General features: G+C 72.3%; 16 protein-coding genes. 14 read left to right on the forward strand and 2 right to left on the reverse strand.

Annotated features, from left to right (window positions below; translation table 11 throughout):
* Positions 1–41 precede the first annotated feature (41 nt).
* The 3 genes from ACEZDG_RS35780 to ACEZDG_RS35790 all read left to right on the forward strand — a co-directional run bounded on the left by ACEZDG_RS35780 (position 42) and on the right by ACEZDG_RS35790 (position 4,315).
* On the forward strand, positions 42–851 hold the full coding sequence (locus ACEZDG_RS35780) for a LytR C-terminal domain-containing protein (RefSeq protein ID WP_380518501.1): 810 nt from the start codon (positions 42–44) through the stop codon (positions 849–851).
* Between the two features lie 53 nt (positions 852–904).
* Positions 905–2,437, forward strand: a complete 1,533-nt coding sequence (locus ACEZDG_RS35785) for an LCP family protein (protein WP_380518504.1) — start codon at positions 905–907, stop codon at positions 2,435–2,437.
* 342 nt (positions 2,438–2,779) lie between these two features.
* Positions 2,780–4,315, forward strand: coding sequence for an LCP family protein (locus ACEZDG_RS35790; protein ID WP_380518507.1), 1,536 nt, complete (start codon positions 2,780–2,782; stop codon positions 4,313–4,315).
* Between the two features lie 16 nt (positions 4,316–4,331).
* Here the strand turns inward: ACEZDG_RS35790 and ACEZDG_RS35795 are convergent, their stop codons facing one another.
* The gene (locus tag ACEZDG_RS35795) at positions 4,332–5,393 is read right to left on the reverse strand and encodes a glycosyltransferase family 2 protein (RefSeq protein WP_380518510.1); all 1,062 of its coding nucleotides are present in this window, start codon (positions 5,391–5,393) and stop codon (positions 4,332–4,334) included.
* A gap of 168 nt (positions 5,394–5,561) precedes the next feature.
* Here ACEZDG_RS35795 and ACEZDG_RS35800 point away from each other — a divergent pair, with 168 nt between their 5' ends.
* The 3 genes from ACEZDG_RS35800 to ACEZDG_RS35810 all read left to right on the forward strand — a co-directional run bounded on the left by ACEZDG_RS35800 (position 5,562) and on the right by ACEZDG_RS35810 (position 9,661).
* A complete protein-coding gene (locus tag ACEZDG_RS35800) occupies positions 5,562–7,037 on the forward strand; it encodes an LCP family protein (RefSeq protein ID WP_380518512.1) in 1,476 nt (491 codons plus the stop codon).
* A 98-nt stretch (positions 7,038–7,135) separates the two neighbouring features.
* A complete protein-coding gene (locus ACEZDG_RS35805) occupies positions 7,136–8,563 on the forward strand; it encodes an LCP family protein (protein WP_380518515.1) in 1,428 nt (475 codons plus the stop codon).
* A gap of 27 nt (positions 8,564–8,590) precedes the next feature.
* Positions 8,591–9,661, forward strand: a complete 1,071-nt coding sequence (locus tag ACEZDG_RS35810; protein WP_380518517.1) for an LCP family protein — start codon at positions 8,591–8,593, stop codon at positions 9,659–9,661.
* An 18-nt stretch (positions 9,662–9,679) separates the two neighbouring features.
* On the opposite strand, the gene ACEZDG_RS35815 is transcribed toward ACEZDG_RS35810, so the two are convergent.
* On the reverse strand, positions 9,680–10,417 hold the full coding sequence (locus tag ACEZDG_RS35815; RefSeq protein WP_380518521.1) for a GntR family transcriptional regulator: 738 nt from the start codon (positions 10,415–10,417) through the stop codon (positions 9,680–9,682).
* Positions 10,418–10,684: 267 nt separating this feature from the next.
* On the opposite strand from ACEZDG_RS35815, the gene ACEZDG_RS35820 reads away from it, so the two are divergent.
* From ACEZDG_RS35820 to ACEZDG_RS35855, 8 genes are all read left to right on the forward strand, one after another.
* Positions 10,685–11,848, forward strand: a complete 1,164-nt coding sequence (locus ACEZDG_RS35820) for an ABC transporter substrate-binding protein (protein ID WP_380518524.1) — start codon at positions 10,685–10,687, stop codon at positions 11,846–11,848.
* An 11-nt stretch (positions 11,849–11,859) separates the two neighbouring features.
* Complete coding sequence (locus ACEZDG_RS35825) at positions 11,860–12,759, forward strand: ABC transporter permease (RefSeq protein WP_380518659.1); 900 nt, start codon at positions 11,860–11,862, stop codon at positions 12,757–12,759.
* A complete protein-coding gene (locus tag ACEZDG_RS35830) occupies positions 12,747–13,601 on the forward strand; it encodes an ABC transporter permease (RefSeq protein ID WP_380518527.1) in 855 nt (284 codons plus the stop codon). The genes ACEZDG_RS35825 and ACEZDG_RS35830 overlap by 13 nt, the downstream gene beginning before the upstream one ends.
* 18 nt (positions 13,602–13,619) lie before the next feature.
* Positions 13,620–14,747, forward strand: a complete 1,128-nt coding sequence (locus ACEZDG_RS35835; protein ID WP_380518529.1) for an ABC transporter ATP-binding protein — start codon at positions 13,620–13,622, stop codon at positions 14,745–14,747.
* Positions 14,744–15,526 carry an HAD family hydrolase gene (locus ACEZDG_RS35840; RefSeq protein ID WP_380518531.1) on the forward strand — a complete coding sequence of 261 codons (783 nt, stop codon included), beginning with the start codon at positions 14,744–14,746 and terminating at the stop codon, positions 15,524–15,526. The genes ACEZDG_RS35835 and ACEZDG_RS35840 overlap by 4 nt, the downstream gene beginning before the upstream one ends.
* Before the next feature lie 43 nt (positions 15,527–15,569).
* Positions 15,570–15,893 (forward strand): DMT family transporter, encoded by a 324-nt coding sequence (locus ACEZDG_RS35845; RefSeq protein WP_380518534.1) that lies wholly within the window; start codon positions 15,570–15,572, stop codon positions 15,891–15,893.
* A gap of 55 nt (positions 15,894–15,948) precedes the next feature.
* On the forward strand, positions 15,949–17,133 hold the full coding sequence (locus ACEZDG_RS35850) for a low temperature requirement protein A (RefSeq protein ID WP_380518537.1): 1,185 nt from the start codon (positions 15,949–15,951) through the stop codon (positions 17,131–17,133).
* A 144-nt stretch (positions 17,134–17,277) separates the two neighbouring features.
* Positions 17,278–18,798, forward strand: a complete 1,521-nt coding sequence (locus tag ACEZDG_RS35855; RefSeq protein WP_380518540.1) for an aromatic amino acid ammonia-lyase — start codon at positions 17,278–17,280, stop codon at positions 18,796–18,798.
* The last annotated feature ends 118 nt before the right edge of the window (positions 18,799–18,916 follow it).

Genomic DNA, 18,916 nt, shown 5'->3' on the forward strand with positions numbered 1-18,916 from the left:
GGGTGGAACACTCCTGAGGCCCAGGGAGAGCGGAGCAGCACGTGCAGTCGGGATACGGGACAGGCGCCGAGAGCGCCGATGCCGCAGACCTCTGGGTACGTGACCCGCGCACGGGCGAGTACCGGATGCTGCTGCCCGGCGAAACGGCCCCGGCGCCGGAACCGGCCGCGCCCGTCCCGGCTGCCGCGACGACCGTCCCGCCCGGCACCGCTCCGCGCCGGGCCGCGCGGCGGCGCGAGCGGGCCGCCCGGCGCAGCGGCCCCTGGATCGCCGGCGCGGTCTGCTTCGTGCTCGCGGTCGGCGGCACCGGCGGCTACCTGCTGCTGCACCACAGCGGCAACAGCACCGGCGCGAGCGGCCGTTCCGGCGCGGCCCCCGGCCCGAGCGGGTCGGCGAGCTGCCCGGCGCAGCCCGTGGCCACCGGCCCGGTGCCGGAGCCGGCCGTGTCCGGCACCTTTCTGCAGGGCAGCCGGGCCACCGCGGTCAACGTCAGGGTGACCGTGCTCAACGGCACCGGCACCATCGGCCAGGCCGAGGCCGTGCTGACCTGGCTGCAGAGCAGCCAGGAGGGCTTCCTGCGCTCCAGCAACGGCGGCCCGGCGCCCGCCACGGCCAAGGCCACCACCCTGGTGTACGCGCCGAACCACGTCGACCAGGCCCGCACCCTGGCCGCCGCGCTGGGCCTGCCGGCCACCGCGCTGCACGGCGACGGCAAGACCAGCGATCCGATCGGGCGGATGGTGCTGACGCTGGGTCAGGACTTCCACGGCATAGGCAAGCCGTTCGCGGCCCCCTCACCCGCAGCCTCCGCGCCGCCCGCCGGTGCGACGACGGGCTGCGGCAGCCAGTAGCCCGGTGCCGAGCTCCGGGTACCCGCCCGAGAGCACAAAGGCAGGCACCGCCGATGACCACCGACCAAGCCAAGCCCCGCCGTGACGTCCCGGCGGGGTCCGCGCCGTCCCGCCGCCGCGCCCGCAGGCGGTCGCGCGGGCGGCTCAAGCGACTGGCCGTCACCTGCGGGGTGCTGCTGGTCCTCTGCGGCGCCGGGGCCTGGAGCTATGTGCAGTACCTGAACAGCAACATCAAGCACGGGGCGCTGAGCTTCGGCAACCAGGGCGTGACCCACAACGACGCGGCCGGGCGCAGCGCGCTCAACATCCTGATGATCGGCTCCGACAGCCGGGACACCGCCGCCGACCTCCGGCTGGGCGGCGCCCGCGGCTCGGTCGGCGGCCCGGTGCACGCGGACGTGGAGATGCTGCTCCATGTGTCGGCGGACCGCAGCAACGCCTCGCTGCTCAGCATCCCGCGCGACACCATGGTCGACATCCCGGCCTGCACCGACCCGAAGACCGGGAAGGTCTACCCGGAGTCGCCGCACGAGCAGATCACCGACAGCCTGGCGCACGGCGGCCCCGGCTGCACCGTCTACACCTGGCACCAGCTGACGGGCATTCACATCGACCACTACATGATGGTCGACTTCGGCGGTGTGGTGAGCATGGCCGACGCCATCGGCGGGGTGCCGGTCTGCACCACCGGCAATGTCGCCGACCCCTACTCGCACCTGCGGCTGACCGCCGGGAAGCACGTGGTGAAGGGGGTGCAGGCGCTGGAGTGGCTGCGCACCAGGCACGGCTTCGGCGACGGCAGCGACCTCTACCGCACCCAGACCCAGCACATGTACCTGACCTCGATGCTGCGCCGGCTGCGCTCCGCCGGGACGATGACCGACCCCGGGAAGATCCTCTCCCTGGCCGACGCCGCGACCAAGGCACTGACCGTGGACGACGGCCTGGACACGGTCGGCAAGCTGGTCGGACTCGCCGACCAGCTGAAGAACCTCCAGCCGGAGCGGCTGACCACGGTGACCATGCCGTACGCGGCGGACCCGGAGAACCCCAAGGCCTGGGTGATCCCGATGCCAGAAGACGCCCAGCAGCTGTTCTCGATGGTGCGCGGCGACATCCCGCTGGACCCGCACGGACGGCCGGCCGCCAAGGCCGCCGCCGCGCCCAGCACCGCCGCCGCGGACCCGGGCCCGTCCCGGGCCGGGGTCCGGCTGACCGTCCAGAACGGCAGCGGGATCTCCGGACGGGCCGCGGCGCTCACCTACGCCCTGCGCACCCTGGGCTTCACCGGGACCAGGAACGGCCTGAACGCGCCGGCCCGGCAGAGCGCCACCACGCTCAGCTACCCGGACTCGGCGGCAGCCGCGGCACAGTCCGTCGCCACCGCGCTGCACCTTCCGGAGGCGGCGCTGCGGCCGTCCGCGGATGTGACTCTTCCGACGCTCGTGGTGGGAACCGACTGGCCCGTCGGGAGCGTCTACCCCACCGTGGTCACCCCGTCCGCGGGGGCAGTTCCTACGTCTGCGAAGCAACAGAGCGGCAACGACAGCGTCTGCGCGAAGGTAAACCCCGTTTACAGCTGGTAGCCACGTAAAGCAAAACCACGTGCGCGCTCGGTGACGAAAAGCGCCGGAAGTGTCCCGTTTTTAACAGTTCGCTCGCCATCGGTACGGCGATCCTCAAGGCATTCACAACAAGAACGCCGGGTGAACCCCAAATCTCGGAAAGATATAGTCCGCTCAGGCTGCCGCCGGGGAGACGGCAGCCACTGAGCTGACCTTGGGGTGTTTGTCCGTATGACGTATGAGACCGAGAGCCCTGTCCCGACCGGCGGGCGCGCCGCAGCACGCAAAGCGGGCAAATCCAGTCGGCGCAGGAAAGCCTCCCGCGGCAAGCGAATACTTAAGTACACGTCCATCACGATGGGCGTGGTCCTCGTGGCCGTCGCGGGCGGCGGCTATCTCTACATCAAGAACCTGGACGACAATATCCGCGGCGGTGACCTGCACTCGGGCATCGACCCCAAGGCGGTGGTGGCGCCCGCCAAGCCCAATGCGCAGGGCCAGACCCCGCTCAACATCCTGATCATCGGCTCGGACGGCCGCGACTCCGCCGCCGACTGCGAGCTCGGCGGCGCCTGCAGCACCGCCGGCGGCCTGGCCAGGGCGGACGTGGAGATGCTGGTCCACCTCTCGGCCGACCGCAGCAACGCCTCGATCACCAGCATCCCCCGGGACACCGTGGTCGACCTGGCCGACTGCAAGGGCTCGCCCAAGGGCCGGCACACGCTCATCAACGCCAGCCTCAACTACGGCGGCCCCGGCTGCGTCGTGGACACCTGGCAGAAGCTCACCGGCATCAGCATCAACCACTACATCATGGTGGACTTCAAGGGCGTCGTGGACATGGCCGACGCCATCGGCGGGGTCCAGGTCTGCGCCAAGCAGAACGTCGTCGACTACAAGGTCTACACCGACGCGCAGGGCGTGCGGCACGAGGAGGGCTCCGGCCTGGTCTACCCGGCGGGCACCCGCAAGATCACCGGCGTGCAGGCGCTGGAGTGGCTGCGCACCCGCCACGCCTGGGAGGACGGCACCGACATCGGCCGCACCCACGCCCAGCACCTGTACCTCAACTCGATGATCCGTCAGATGAAGAGCCTGGGCACGCTCACCAACATCCCCGAGATGAACAAGCTCGCCACCACCGCGACCAAGGCGCTGCAGGTCGACCTCCCGCTGAAGCACTCCGGCATCACCGGGATGCTGAGCCTGGCCAGCCAGTTCAACGCGGTCAAGCCGGAGCGGGTCACCACGGTCACCATCCCCTGGCACTACGGCCCCAGCGTGAACGGCGCCCAGCCGGTGCTGCTGACCCAGCCCGACGCCGACAAGATCTTCACCCAGATCCGCAACGACGTCCCCTTCGACAAGAACGCCGCCACCGCCACCGCGACCACGGCGACGCCGACGCCCGCCCCGGTGGCGACGGTCAGCGCCACCCCGGAGCAGAAGGCCGCCGTCGACATCTCGGTGCAGAACGCCACCGTGGACGGCCGGGGGCAGCAGATCACCGACTTCCTCAAGTCGCAGGGCTTCACCAAGGCGCAGCGGGACACCAGCTACGTCGCGGCCACCCCCACCAAGCTGACCTACCCCACCGCCGACAAGGCGCAGGCCGAGGCGGTCCAGGCGGCGCTCGGGCTCAGGGCCTCCGCGCTGACCCCCTCCTCCTCGGCGAGCCACCTCACCCTGGTGGTCGGCACCGACTGGACCAAGGGCACCGACTTCGACAGCACCGCGCCCACGCAGAAGGCCGGACTGCCGACCGGGACCGACTTCCAGAACGGCGCGGACGCCACCCAGTGCATGCAGGTCTACACCGGCGCGCACTACGCCGACGGCAGGCCCATCTACACCTGGACCGGCAGCACCCCGCCCAAGGTCCCCCAGGCCAAGGGCTAGCGGCCAGCGGCTGCGGCTAGCGGGGGGACCGGGTCCGGTCCCCCACCGAGCCGGCCGCCGGGGCCGTGCTGGCGATCACCCGGCGGGCCAGTGACCTGGGGCTGGTGAGGAATCCCCAGCCCCAGGACATGTGCATGGTGGCCAGCGCCAGCGGCAGCTGGACCCTGGCCCGGGCCGGCAGGCCGCGGCCCTCGCGCAGCGAGCCGAGCAGGATCGCCGCCGCGTAGCCGCCGGGGACCACGAACAGCAGCGGGCTGAGCACCGCGCCGCCGACCAGGCCCAGGCCGACGCCGAGCAGCGCGGCCGGCGGGGCCAGGTAGCGGAGGTTGACCGAGCCGCGGTGGTAGCGGGTGACCACCCGGCGCCAGCGGCCGTAGTCGTGGTACTGCCGGGCCAGGGTGCGGACGCTGGGGCGCGGCCGGTAGGTCACCCGCAGGTCGGGGGTGAACCAGACCAGCCCGCCGTCCTGGCGGATCCGGTAGTTCAGCTCCCAGTCCTGGGCCCTGATGAACTCCTCGTTGTAGCCGCCCTGCTTCTCCAGCACCTCGCGCCGGAACACGCCCAGGTAGACGGTGTCCGCCGGGGCGGCGGCGCCGCCGGTGTGGAAGGCCGCGTTGCCGACGCCGATCTTCGAGGTCATCGCGGCGGCGACGGCCTGCTCCCAGTCGCTCTCGCCCTCGGCGTGCATGACGCCGCCGACGTTGGCGGCGTCCTTCTGGTCCAGCAGCCGGACGGCGGTGGCGATGTAACCGGGCGTCAGCAGGCCGTGGCCGTCCACCCGGACCACGACCGGGTGGCGCGAGCCGCGGATCGCCGCGTTCAGCCCGGCCGGGGTGCGGCCGGTCGGATTGGGGACGGTACGCACCTCGCGGGCGCTGCCGGCGGTCTCCGAGACCAGTTCGGCGGCGATCCGGTCGGTGTCGTCCTTGGACGGGCCGAGGGCGATCACCACCTCGATGTCGCCCGGGTACTCCTGTTCGAGGATCCGCAGGACTGCTTCACGCAGGTGCCTGGACTCGTTCAGCACCGGCATGATCACCGAGACGGACGGGGCGGCGGAGGCGGAGGTCGCGTTCATATGCCCGCCACCGTACCGCCGGGGCCCGCGACGCGCTGAATCGAGGCTCTGGAACGAGGCCCTGAAACAGAGCCCGGGATCATCCGACAGGGGCCCGAAGGAGGGACAAACGCGACACCCCGGGCCGGCTCCGCAGCGTGCGGTCCGCCCGGACCTACCATCCACGGGATGCCTGCCGACCGCCGTGACCGGCCCACCCCGACCCCGCGCCGCCGCCGACGCCGGGGCCTCTGGCTCGCCGGAACGCTCTCCGTCGCGCTGCTGGCCACCAGCGGCATCGGCCGGGCCGTGGTCAGCGGGGTCGGCGACTCGATCGGCCGGGTGGACGTGTTCGGCGGGCTGACCCACCGCCCGGCCGACGACGCCGCGCTGAACTTCCTGCTGGTCGGCACCGACGACCGGGAGGGCGTGCCGAAGCAGGTCCTGCAGTCGCTGCACGCGGGCGGCGAGTCCTGCCACTGCACCGACACGATCATGCTGGTGCACCTCTCCGCGACCGGGGACCGGGCCAGCGTGGTCAGCATCCCCAGGGACAGCTATGTCGACATCCCGGCCCATCTGAACCCGGCCACCGGCAAGCAGGTCCCGGCGGGCATGGGCAAGATCAACGCCGCGTACGGGATGGGCGGGCCGCCGCTGACGGTGGCCACCGTGGAACAGGCGACCGGGCTGCACATCGACCACTACCTGCAGCTGAACTTCCTCAGCTTCGTCAGCACCGTGGACGCCCTCGGCGGCGTCCCGGTGTGCAGCAGCAAGCCGCTGCACGACCCCAAGTCCGGGCTCGACCTGCCGGCCGGGACCACCACCCTGGACGGCGCCGAGGCGCTGAAGTACGTCCGGGCCCGCTATGTCGACCCCACCGCCGACCTGGGCCGGATGCAGCGGCAGCAGAAGTTCGTGGCGCAGGTCGTCCAGCAGGCGACCAGCAGCGGGACCCTGCTCAACCCGGTCCGGCTGCAGAGCGTGGCCGCCGCGGTGCTGAAGTCGGTGAAGGCGGACGAGGGGCTGAGCGGCAAGGACCTGCTGGCGCTGGCCGCCCGGCTGAAGGACCTGCGGCCCTCCTCCGCCTCCTTCGCCACCGTGCCGCTGGCGGACCTCAACCACGTGGTGCCGCGCTGGGGCTCGACCGTGCTCTGGGACCGGACCCGCGCGGCGGCGCTGTTCACCGCGCTGCGCGAGGACCGGCCGCTGACCGCGCCGCCCGCGCCCGCGGCGTCCGGCGCGGCCCCGTCCGGGGCTGCGGTGAGCGTGCCGCCGGGGCAGATCCGGGTGCAGGTGCTGAACGGGGCCGGGGTGGCCGGCCTGGCCGGCAAGGCCGACGGGGAACTGCGCGCGGCCGGGTTCGGCACCACCGGCGTCGCCCTGAACGCCCCGGGCCAGGACACCGCGGCCCGTACCGTGCTGCGCTACGACCCGCGCTGGGACCAGTCGGTGCGGACCCTGGCGGCGGCGCTGCCGGGGGCGCGGCTGGTGCCGGTGGCCGGCCTGGGCGGCACCATGCAGGTGGTGCTCGGCCGGGACTTCACCGCGGTGCGCCCGGTGGCCGCGCCGAGCCCGACCGCAGGCGCCCCGGCGTCGGCGGGCACGGACGCGGCGGCGCCGATCGCGGCCAACCGCGGTGACTCGGTGATCTGCCACTGATACGGAGCGTTCACCGACGTGCATCAAAACTGCTACAGGTGTCCAGAATGACCGCTTGAGGCTCCTGCCCGGGCCCGAAGCAGGGCATCCTCAGCCGTATGACGACGCGCGATGGTTGGGACGAGGGATCGGCCGCGGACGGCCGGGACATCAGCGGCTGGGAGACTCGTACGACCAGGCCGGGCGAGCCGGGCGGCCGGGTGCCGGGCCGGGCTTCGGGCGGCGCCTACCCGGGGCTGCCGCAGATGCCGGGCACCCCCGAGCGCCACGGCTCCGCCTACAGCCAGGCCGAGCCGCCGCTGCCGCCCGGGCTGAACCCGCGCGGCCCGGGGGCGACCCGGCGCCCGGGTCCGCAGCAGGGCGGCCAGCAGGGCCGGCAGGTGCCGCAGCAGTCGGCCGGCCCCGGGTACGGACGGGCCGACGGGCTGAACCCGACGGCCAGGGAGAACGCCGGCACCCCCGGCGGGCTGCCGCCCGAGCTGGACCCGCGCGGTCCCGGCCCGCGCGGACCCCGCGGCGGCGGCGGATCCGGCCGCTCCGGCTGGTCCCGGCGGCGGAAGGTCAGGTTCACCCTGTTCGCGCTGGTGCTGACGCTGCTGGTGGTCGGTGTCGGCAGCTATGTCTGGGCCGACTCCAAGCTGAACCACGCCAATGTGCTGACCGACTACGCGGGCCGCCCGCCGGCCGGCAAGGGCACCAACTGGCTGGTCATCGGCTCGGACAGCCGCCAGGGCCTGTCCAAGGCGCAGCAGCAGGCGCTGCACACCGGCTACGCCGCGGGCTCGCGCACCGACTCGATGATGATCCTGCACATCGGCAGCAACGGGAACACGCTGATGAGCATCCCGCGCGACTCCTACGTCACCATCCCGGCCTGGACCGACAGCAAGGGCATCAAGCACAACGCGTCCAAAAACAAGATCAACGCCGCCTACGCCTACGGGGACGGGCCGCTGCTGGTGAAGACCATCGAGTTCAACACCGGCCTGCACATCGACCACTACGCCGAGATCGGCTTCTCCGGCTTCGTCAATGTGGTGGACGACCTCGGCGGCATCCACCTCTGCCTGGACAAGGCGATCGTCGACAAGGCCTCCGGCGCCAACCTCAAGGCCGGCTGCCAGGACCTGAACGGCACCCAGTCGCTCGCCTTCGTCCGCGAGCGGCACCAGGAGGCCAGCCAGGACCTGGGCCGGATGAAGCACCAGCAGCAGTTCCTGGCCGCGCTCTCGCACAAGGCCACCTCGATGGGCACGCTGCTGAACCCGTTCGTGCTCTACCCCACCCTGGACAGCGGCCTGTCGCTGCTCACCGTGGACAACAACGTCGGTCTGACCGACCTGGCCTCGATGTTCTTCGCCATGAAGGGCGTCCAGGGCGGCAAGGGCAAGACCATCACCGTGCCGATCGCCGACGCCAACTACCAGACCCCGGCCGGCGACGCGGTGAAGTGGAACATGACCGAGGCCACCCAGGTCTTCGACGCCTTCAAGAACGACACGGCGGTGCCCAGCTTCCCCAGCTGACCGCCCGTCAGCTGACAGGCTGGGGTCATGACCCGTCCGGAGCCGCCGCTGCCGCCCGAGCTGTCCCCCCGCCGCCGGGGGCGGCCCGGGCGGCAGCGGCGTCCCGGGCAGCGGCGGCGGCGCTGGTGGAAGGTGCTGCTGCTGGCCGTGCTGATCCTGCTGGTACTGCTGGCGGTGGCGGTCGCCGGGACCTTCGTCTGGGCCGACGGCAAGCTGGTCAAGGTCGCCGCGATCACCGACTACAGCGGCCGTCCGGCGAACGGGCCCGGCACCAACTGGCTGATCGTCGGCTCCGACAGCCGGGCCGGACTGACCGCCAGGCAGGAGCAGGACCTGCATGTCGGCTCCGACAGCGGTCTCAACACCGACACCATCATGGTGCTGCACCAGGGCGCGAACGGCCCGGTGCTGATGAGCATCCCGCGCGACTCCTACGTGGACATCCCGGGCCACGGCAAGGACAAGATCAACGCGGCCTTCGCCCTCGGCGGGGCGCCGCTGCTGGTGCGGACGGTGGAGCTGGACACCGGCATCCGCCTGGACCACTACACCGAGGTCGGGTTCACCGGCGTGGTGCGCATCGTGGACGCGCTGGGCGGGGTGCCGATCTGCCTGGCCCACCCGGTGGTGGACGCCAAGTCGGGGGCGGACCTCAAGGCCGGCTGCCAGACCCTGGACGGCACCGAGTCGCTGCAGCTGCTGCGCACCCGCTACTCCCTCCCCGACTCCGACCTCAGCCGGATCCAGAACCAGCAGCAGTTCCTGTCGGCCATGGCCAAGCAGGTGGTCGACCCGGGCACCTGGCTGAACCCGTTCACCCTCTACCCGTTCCTGAACGCCTGCCTGGCGTCGCTGACGGTGGACCAGGACACCGGGCTCTGGACGCTGGGGCAGTTCGGCCGGCAGATGCACGCGGTCAGCGGCTCCGGCGGGAAGCGGGTGACGGTGCCGCTGGCGACGCAGGACTACACCACGCCGAGCGGGGCCTCCGCGGTGCTGTGGTCGCCGAGCGGTTCGGCCGCGCTGTTCGCGGAGATCCAGAACGACCGCCCGGTGACCGCCGAGGCCAACCCCGAAGGCACTGCGGGCAGTAGCTGAACAGGTTTTGACGTTCCGTCACTCTGCGTGGCGGGCAAGCGGGTTGGAGCCGATGGAGTTGGACACGGCGAAGCTGACCGAGCCCGGCCGGTAGCGGTCGTCAGACCACTCGATCGGCCGTCCGGCGTGGGTGGTGGTGGTCCGCCGGATCCGCAGCAGCGGGCCGCCGCGGCGGATGCCGAGCAGCTCGGCGTCCTGGGTCCCGGCGGCCACGGCGTCGATGGTGTGCTCGCCGTAGGCGAAGATGATCCCGACGTCGTCGTAGAGGGCCTGGACCACCGACTCGCAGTCGGCCGGCAGCCGCTCCACCGCCCCGGCCACCCAGCTCGGATAGACATTGCGCTCCACCAGCACCAGCTCACCGTCCAGGCCGCGCACCCGCAGCACCTGGAGCACCTCGCTGCCGGGCTCGATCTGCAGCCGCTCGACGTCCTCGGCGTCGGCCGGACGGCGGAACTGCTCGACCACCCGGCCGGTGGCGGTGCGGCCCATCGCCCCGGCCCACTGGGCGAAGCTGCGCAGCTCGGCGAAGCTCTGGCTGCGCCGGTTGCCGAGGACCACCCGGCGCGCGCCCTGGCGGGAGCCGATCCGGCCCTCGGCGGTCAGCGCGGCCACCGCCTGGCGGACCGTCCCCCGGGAGACCTCGTACCGGGCGGCGAGGTCGCTCTCGGTGGGCAGGGTGCCGCCGACCGGGTACTCGCCGCGGTCGATGGCACGGCGCAGCTCCTCGGCGATCTCCTCATGGCGTGCGGACACAGCGTGAACCTCCGTGCGGGGGTGGATGGGTGGGTTGTGTACAGCTGGAGTCGAGGGACAGCAGTTGGCGATCAACTCCAGGGCAAACCCCGTGATCGTACCGTTACCTGGCATGCACGCGAAATCACTGGCCAGTGAGCACAATACCGACAGGGAAATGAGCCCCGGCAGACGTACTGCGTTCACTCTCCCTTCATCCTCCTCGGGCGTACTGTCACCAGCTTGTCCAAACAAGTTCCGCATGCAGACGCCTCGTCAGGAGACATCGTGACCCCCTCCCCCGCCCGGGCCGCCGCCCTCACCGGCTGCCTGGTGGCCGCAGCGCTCACGCTCAGCGCCTGTGGTTCCTCGACATCCACGAAGCCCGCCGCAGGTGCGGCAGCGGGCGGCAAGAGTGCTGCGACCGCGACCTCCGCCGCCGACTTCGGCGGCATGGACGCGCTGGTCGCCGCGGCGAAGAAGGAGGGCACGCTGAACGCGATCACCCTCCCCCGCGACTGGGCCAACTACGGCGCGATCATGGACGGCTTCACCAAGAAGTACGGCATCAAGATAAACGACGAGAACCCCGAGGGTTCCAGCCAGGACGAGATCAACGCGGTCACCACCCGCAAGGGCCAGGGCCGCGCCCCCGACGTGCTCGACCTCGGCGGCGCCTTCGCGCTGAGCGGCGCCAAGCAGGGCCTGTTCGCCCCCTACAAGGTCGCCACCTTCTCCTCGATCCCGACCGGTCAGGCCGCCACCGACGGCGCCTGGACCTTCGACTACGGCGGCTACATCTCCATCGGCTGCAACGAGTCCAAGGTCAAGGACTGCCCGAAGACCTTCGCCGACCTGCTCAAGCCCGAGTACAAGGGCATGGTCGCGCTCAACGGCGACCCGACCCAGGCCGGTGCCGCCTTCGCCGGCGTCTACGCGGCGGCCCTCGCCAACGGCGGCAGCTTCGACAACATCCAGCCCGGTCTGGACTTCTTCGCCAAGCTCAAGAAGGCCGGCAACTTCAACCCGGTGCAGGCCAAGCAGAGCACGGTCGAGTCGGGCGAGACCCCGATCACCATCGACTGGGACTACCTGAACGCCGGCTACTCCGCCGAGTTCAAGTCCAAGGGCATCAACTGGCAGGTCAACGTCCCGACGGACGGCGTCTACGCCAACTACTACAACCAGGCCATCAACAAGAGCGCGCCGCACCCGGCCGCCGCCCGGCTGTGGGAGGAGTACCTCTACAGCACCGAGGGCCAGAACCTCTTCCTCGGCGGTTTCGCCCGCCCGGTCGAGATGGACGCGATGAAGAGCGCGGGCACCCTGGACACCACGGCCGCCGCCGCGCTGCCGCCGGTCTCCGGCACCCCGACCTTCCCGACCGACGACCAGGTCACCAAGGCCAAGGCGCTGCTCGCGAGCAACTGGTCCAAGGCCATCGCCGGGTGAGTACCACCGACCTGGTTGCCCCCCGCGCGACCGAGGACGACCGTCCCCGCCGCCGCCTGCGCAGCACGCTGCGCCGGGCGGCGGCGGGGCGCCTCGCTGTCGCCCCGCTGCTGATCTTCGTCGCCGTGGGTTTCGGCGTGCCGGCCGTCGCCATGGCCTACGGCGCGTTCACCACCAACACCCCCGGCGCCCCCAGCTCCTACACCTCGGGCAACTTCACCGCCTCGCTCGAGGGCGGCTACCTGACCGCCCTGCTGGGCAGCGTCAAGCTGTCCGCGGTGTCCGCGCTGATCTCCACCGTGATCGGGCTGATGCTGGCCCAGGCCGTCGCCACCTCCCGGTTCAAGACGCTGCGGCACGCCGTGCTCAGCGCCTCCGGCGTGCTCGCCAACTTCGGCGGGGTGCCGCTGGCCTTCGCCTTCATCGCCACCCTGGGCAACGCCGGCGGGCTGACCACCCGGCTGCACCTGGACAAGGCCGGCTGGAGCCTCTACACCTTCTGGGGCCTCAACCTGGTCTACCTGTACTTCCTCATCCCGCTGATGGTGCTCAGCGTGCTCCCCTCGCTGGACGGGCTGCGCCGCCAGTGGCGCGAGGCAGCGCAGAACAACGGCGCCACGGTGTGGAAGTACTGGCGCTACGTCGCACTGCCGGTGCTCGCCCCCTCGCTGCTCGGCGGATTCGTGCTGCTCTTCGGCACGGCCTTCGCCGCGTACGCGACCGCCGCCGCCATGGTCGGCGCGTCCGTCCCGCTGATCACCCTGCAGATCGCCAACGCCCTCAACGGCAACGTCTCCGCCGACGCCGGCAACGTCGCCCTGGCGATGAGCGTGGACATGGTGGTCATCGCGGTGCTGGTGATGGCCGTGTACCTGCCCCTGCAACGTCGGAGCGCCCGATGGCTGGTCTGAACACACTCCTCCGGGACCGCGGCCGTCCCCGCTACGGCAGGGGACTGATCCTGCTGGTCTGCGGGCTGTACTTCGTCGTGCCGATCGCCTTCACCATCCTGTTCACCGTCGACGACCCGGTGCACGGCTTCACGCTGCACGCCTACCAGCAGATCTTCAAGGTCGAGGGCCTCTGGCCGGCCCTGCAGCTCTCGCTGGAGCTCGCCGCGGCCACCATCGCCGTGGTCTACCTGCTGCTGGTCCCCGCGGTCGTCGCGGTCCGGCTCGGCGGCCCGCGGCTGCGCACCCTGGTCGAACTGACCTGCACGCTGCCGCTGGTGGTCCCGGTGATCGCCTTCACCGCCGGCGTCACCAAGATCCTCAGCTGGGGCAGCAACCAGTTCCCGGTGGGCTCCTCCGGGTTCCAGTTCTTCGTGGACCTGCAGAACCCCGACTTCCCGGTGATCCTGCTGCTGGCCTACGTGGTGATGGCGCTGCCGCTGGCCTACCGCACCCTGGACGCCGGGATGCGGGCGCTGGACGTCCGCACCCTGCTGGAGGCGGCGCAGAACAACGGCGCCGGACGCGGGCGCGCCATCGTCACGGTGATCCTGCCCAACCTCCGCGGTGCGCTGCTCAACACGGCGTTCCTCACCCTGGCCCTGGTGCTGGGCGAGTTCACGGCCTCCTCGATCCTCAACTTCCCGACCTTCGCGGTCTGGATCGTCAACGGCAACGCCGCCGGAGCGGGCGACGTGACCACCGCCGTCTCGATCGTGAGCCTGCTGCTCACCTGGCTGCTGCTGCTCCTGCTCTCCGCGGGCGGCAGCCGCCGCGGCGCCTCGACCCCCACCACCACCTGACCACCTAGGGAGCCCCCGATGACCGAAACGGCCCCCACCGCCGTCAACGACACCACCGGTCCCGGACCGGTACTGCCGACCGAAGGCGACACCGGCGACACCGGCGCCGCCGTCGAGTTCCGCGGACTGCGCCGCAGCTACGGCGCGACCACCGCCCTGGACGGCCTGGACCTCACCGTGCAGCCCGGCGAACTGCTGGCCCTGCTCGGCCCGTCCGGCTGCGGCAAGACCACGGCGCTGCGCATGGTCGCCGGGTTCGAGACCCCCGACTCGGGCGCGGTGCTGGTCGACGGCAAGGACATCACCGGGATCCCGGCGCACCGCCGCGACGCCGGCATGGTGTTCCAGTCCTACAGCCTGTTCCCGCACCTCAACGCCCGTGACAACGTGGCCTTCGGACTGCGGATGCGCGGCACGGGGACGGCCGAGCGGCGGGGTCGGGCGGACGAGCTGCTCGAACTGGTCGGCCTGCCCCAGTACGGCGACCGCTACCCGCACCAGCTCTCCGGCGGCCAGCAGCAGCGCATCGCGCTGGCCCGCGCGCTGGCGCTGCGCCCCCGGGTGCTGCTGCTGGACGAGCCGCTGTCGGCGCTGGACGCCAAGGTCCGGCTGAACCTCCGCGAGGAGATCGGCCGGCTGCAGAAGGAACTCGGGATCACCACCCTGTTTGTGACGCACGATCAGGAGGAGGCGCTGTCGATGGCCGACCGGGTCGCGGTGATGCACGCCGGGCGGCTCGAGCAGTGCGCCACCCCCGCCGAGCTCTACGCCCGCCCCTCCACGGCCTTCGTCGCCGAGTTCGTCGGCACCATGAACCGGATCTCCGGACGGGTCGGCCAGGACCCCGGCACGGTGGAGGTACTCGGCCGCAGACTGCCCGTGGACGGCGCCAGGACCGGCCCCGACCAGGACGTCGAGGTACTGGTCAGGCCGGAGAACGTGCTGCTCACGGCGCAGGGGGGCAGTGGCGCTGTAGTGGTCGGCAGTACCTTCCTCGGGCCGGTCACCCGGCTCGCCGTGCAGCTCCCCGACGGCCGGACGGTCAAGGTCGACCTGGCCACCCACGACGCCGCCGCGCTGCCCGCGGGCACCGGCGTCACCGTGGACCTGGCCGAGCGTCCGGTACTGGTGGCCACCCGCCCGTGACCCTTCCGAACCAGCTCACCCGGCTCCAGGCCGTCCTGTTCGACATGGACGGCACCCTGGTCGACACCGAGGGCCTGTGGCAGCAGGCGGTCGCCGCCGAGGCCGACCTGCTCGGCCTCACCCTCGGCCCCGACGACCAGCCGTACATCCTCGGCCGCGCCATCGAGGACACCGCCGAGCACCTGCACGGACGGCTCGCGGCCGACGCGGCGGCGGGCCCGGCCGGGCCGTCGGGTCCGGCGGCGGCGGTCGGTCCGGCGACGGCGGCGGTCGGTCCGGCGGCCGACGCGGCGGCGGCGCGGATGCCGCTGGCCCGGCTGTGCACCGCGTTGGAGCGGCGCTTCGCCGGCCTGGTCCAGGCCAGGGTGGTCCCGCTGCCCGGCGTCCTGGACCTGCTGGACGAGCTCGCCGCCGGCGGCGTCACCGTCGCCCTGGTCTCCGCCTCGCCCCGGCCGGTGGTGGACATCGTCCTGAAGGCCCTCGGCCGGGACCGCTTCGCGGTGTCCTTCGCCGCCGGGGAGACGCCCAGGACCAAGCCCGCCCCCGACCCCTACCTGGCCGCGGCCGAGGCACTCGGGGTGGACCCGTCCCGCTGCGTCGCGGTGGAGGACACCCCGACCGGCATCGCCTCCGCCGAGGCGGCGGGCTGCGCCGTGCTCGCCGTCCCCTCCGCGGTCCCGGTCCAGGCCGCGCGCGGACGGACGGTGGTCGGCAGCCTGCTGGAGGTGGACCTCCCGCTGCTTCGTACGCTCGTGCGGGTCGGCGAAGCTTGGGGCTGACGCTGATCGCACCGCACCACCCGATCCGGAGGCCGACCCGCCCATGCCGTTCCTGTTCCTCGCCATCGCCATCGGCAGCGAGATCTGCGCGACCGTCTCGCTCAAGTACACCGACGGCTTCAGCCGGCTGCTGCCCAGCCTGGTCGTGGTCCTCGGGTACGGGCTGTCCTTCGCCTTCCTGGCGCAGGCGCTCAAGCACATCCCGGTGAGCACGGCGTACGCGATCTGGTCCGGGGTCGGCACCGCGGTGATCGCGGCGATCGGCTTCGCCTTCCTCAACGAGGGCGTCAACGCCTGGAAGCTGGCCGGGATCGCCATGATCATCGGCGGGGTGGTGGCGCTCAACCTGGGCGGGGCCTCGCACTGAGCTTCGCGTACCGGTCCCCCACCGCGGAGGTCAACACCATGGCAGGATCGGCCAGATGACGGAAGCAGTGACGGAACCGGGCGGGGTCGGCGAGGTCTCTGACAGTGCCTCCGGGGGCGCCGAGGGGACCGCGGGCGTCGAGGGGGAGCTGCCGGAGAAGCGGGTGACCAACGCCGAGCTGTTCTTCGACCTGGTCTTCGTGCTCTGCGTCACCCAGGTCTCGGCGATGCTGCACGCGCGGCACGACTGGGCCGGCGTCGGCCGCGCCCTGGTCGTCCTGGTCCCGCTGTACTGGGCCTGGGTCGGCACCTCGATCCAGGCCAGCACCCATGACGTCGACAACCCGGTGGACCGGGTCACCATCTTCGCGATCGGCCTGGGCGGCCTGTTCATGGCCCTCGCCGTGCCGCAGGCGTACGGGGGCCGCGGGCTGCTGTTCGGCTGCGCCTACCTCGCGGTCCGGCTGCTGCTCGCGGCCAGGACGCAATGGCTGGGCGGGGCGCTGCTCGGCCCGTTCGGCGTCGGCGCGGCGCTGACCGGGCCGCTGCTGGTGCTCGGCGGCCTGCTGCACGGCGGTGCCAGGACCGGGGTGTGGGCGCTGGCCGCGGCCATCGACCTGTCCACCCCGGCGCTGACCCGGCGGCATCTGAAGGCCAGGGTGCAGATCCACCCGGGCCACCTGCCGGAACGTTTCAGCCTGTTTGTGCTGATCGCCCTCGGCGAGACCATCGTCTCGGTCGGCGAACCGGTCGCGGGCATCCAGCAGTTGACCGCCGCCGAACTGATCGCCGTCGCGGTGTCCTTCGTACTGATCTCGGCGCTGTGGTGGGTCTACTTCGCCTACGCGGCGGACGCCATGCGCCATGCCGTCACCACCGCGGTCATCCAGGTCGACATGGTCCGCCAGGTGCTGTCGTACGCGCATCTGAGCCTGGTCGGCTCGATCATCGCGGTCGCGGTCGGCCTCACCGAGTCGGTGGAGTTCCCCGGCCGCCCGCTCTCGGCCGGCGGCGGCGCGCTGCTGCTCGGCGGCTGCGCGCTCTACCTGGCCACCTTCGGCTACACCCGCTGGCGGATGTTCCGGCTGCACTCGATGACCCGGCTGGTCGGCGCCGCGGTCATGCTGTGCCTGCTGCCGGCCGCGCCGAGGCTCCCGGCCCTGGCGACGCTGAGCCTGCAGGCCGGGCTGCTGGTGGGGCTGAACCTGTGGGAGCAGATCCGGCGGCGCGGGATGAACTGACGGGCTGGTGGTCAACTGGCGGGACGGGGGATGAACCGAACGGTTTGGTTGGGTACCTTCGTGCTGCCGATGAGCATCCGTGCGATCGGCGCGGCCCGGCCGGACCCGGGCACCCGCCTCGACCCCGGAAGGCACAGTGCACCCGTGACCCCGCGCACACTCACCCTGGACGGCGCCTCACTCACCCCCGCGGACGTCACCGCCCTCGCCCGGCACAGTGCCGTCCCCGACGTCGACCCGGCTGCCCGCGAGCGGATGGTCCAGGCCCGCAAGGTCGCCGAGGAGGTGGTCACCCGCCAGCGCGTGTACGGCCTCACCACCGGCGTCGGCGCCAACCGCACCACCACGATCACCGACGAGGCCGCGGCCGGCCACGGCATACGCCTGCTGCGCAGCCACAGCGGCGGCATCGGCCCGCTGGTCCCGGTCGAGCAGACCCGGGCGATGCTCGCGGTACGGCTGAACCAGCTGCTCAGGGCAGGTTCCGCGATCAGTGCCGAGGTCGCCGACCGGCTCGCCGACGCGCTCCGCAGCGGACACGTCCCGGTCGTCCACGAGTACGGCTCGGTCGGCACCGGGGATCTCTCGGCGCTGGCCGAACTCGGCCTCGCCCTGGCCGGGGAGCAGCCCTGGCGAAGCGGGACGGGTGAGGGTCCCGCGCCCGCGCCGCTGCGGCTGGACCGCTGGGACGCGCTGCCGCTGATGTCGAGCAGTGCACTGACGATCGGTCAGGCTGCTTTGGCCCAGCATGAGTTGAGCTTGCTGATGGACACCGTGCCGCTGATCGCGGCGCTGTCGCTGACGGTGGTCCGCGGCTCCACCGAGCCCTACGGCGCGGTGGTGCACGCGCTGCGGCCCTACGCCGGGGCGACCAGGGTCGCGGCGCGGATGCGGGAGCTGCTGGACCCGGTGCCCTGGGAGCCGGCCCTGATCCAGGACCCGTTCGGCTTCCGCTGCCTGCCGCAGGTGCACGGCGCGGCGCTGGACGCGTCGGACGCGCTGGAGCAGGTGCTGGCGATCGAGCTCAACTGCTCCGCCGAGAACCCGCTGCTGTCGCTGGAGCCGGCCGAGTACCACCACCACGGCGGCTTCCACCAGGCCTCGCTGGCGCTGTCCATGGATCAGCTGCGGCTGGCGCTGCTGGGCACGGCGCAGCTCTCCAGCGCGCGGGTCGGGGTGCTGGTCTCCCCGGTGTTCACCGGGCTGCCCCCGTTCCTGGCCCAGGACGAGGAGGGCAGCAGCGGCATCATGATCACCGAGTACGCGGCGCAGTCGGCGCTGGCCGAACTCCGGCACCTGGCACAGCCGGTGACCCTCGGACACGCGGTGCTGTCGCGGGGGGTCGAGGAGCACGCCAGCTTTGCTGCGACCGGGGCCCGGCAGCTGCTGGCGAGCGTCGGCATCCTGCGGCTGATCCTCGGCTGCGAACTCGTCGCCGCGATCCGCGCCCTGCGGATGCACGGCATCATCCTGGACCCGGCCGGGCCGCTGGGGCGCTTCCAGCAGGAGGCCGGCGCCGTCCTCGACCCCGGGAACGCGGACCGTGACCTCACGCCCGACGTGGAAGCGGCGGCGGCGCTGCTCGGGGCGGCGGGGTCGGGGCTGCTCGGGGCCGCGGGGCCGGGGAGCGCCGGGCCGGGGGCGGCGGCGGGGGGCGTGGCATAGGGGGCGCGACGCGGGGAGCGGCTGGGGCTGCAGGGGCTGCGGGGCCGGGGCGGCGGCGGGGGGCGTGGCTTAGGGGGCGCGGCGCGGGCGGCGGCGGGGGCGGCGGCGGGGGCGGCAC

Origin of the sequence: Streptacidiphilus alkalitolerans, from assembly GCF_042511045.1 — a bacterium.
GTDB lineage: Bacteria > Actinomycetota > Actinomycetes > Streptomycetales > Streptomycetaceae > Streptacidiphilus > Streptacidiphilus alkalitolerans.

Excerpts from the sequence above, each read along its gene's own strand:
- ACEZDG_RS35785 (WP_380518504.1), top strand. The coding sequence starts at position 905 with ATGACCACCGACCAAGCCAAGCCCCGCCGTGACGTCCCGGCGGGGTCC.
- ACEZDG_RS35795 (WP_380518510.1), bottom strand. The coding sequence starts at position 5,393 with ATGAACGCGACCTCCGCCTCCGCCGCCCCGTCCGTCTCGGTGATCATG.
- ACEZDG_RS35800 (WP_380518512.1), top strand. The coding sequence starts at position 5,562 with ATGCCTGCCGACCGCCGTGACCGGCCCACCCCGACCCCGCGCCGCCGC.
- ACEZDG_RS35805 (WP_380518515.1), top strand. The coding sequence starts at position 7,136 with ATGACGACGCGCGATGGTTGGGACGAGGGATCGGCCGCGGACGGCCGG.
- ACEZDG_RS35810 (WP_380518517.1), top strand. The coding sequence starts at position 8,591 with ATGACCCGTCCGGAGCCGCCGCTGCCGCCCGAGCTGTCCCCCCGCCGC.
- ACEZDG_RS35830 (WP_380518527.1), top strand. The coding sequence starts at position 12,747 with ATGGCTGGTCTGAACACACTCCTCCGGGACCGCGGCCGTCCCCGCTAC.
- ACEZDG_RS35835 (WP_380518529.1), top strand. The coding sequence starts at position 13,620 with ATGACCGAAACGGCCCCCACCGCCGTCAACGACACCACCGGTCCCGGA.
- ACEZDG_RS35845 (WP_380518534.1), top strand. The coding sequence starts at position 15,570 with ATGCCGTTCCTGTTCCTCGCCATCGCCATCGGCAGCGAGATCTGCGCG.
- ACEZDG_RS35850 (WP_380518537.1), top strand. The coding sequence starts at position 15,949 with ATGACGGAAGCAGTGACGGAACCGGGCGGGGTCGGCGAGGTCTCTGAC.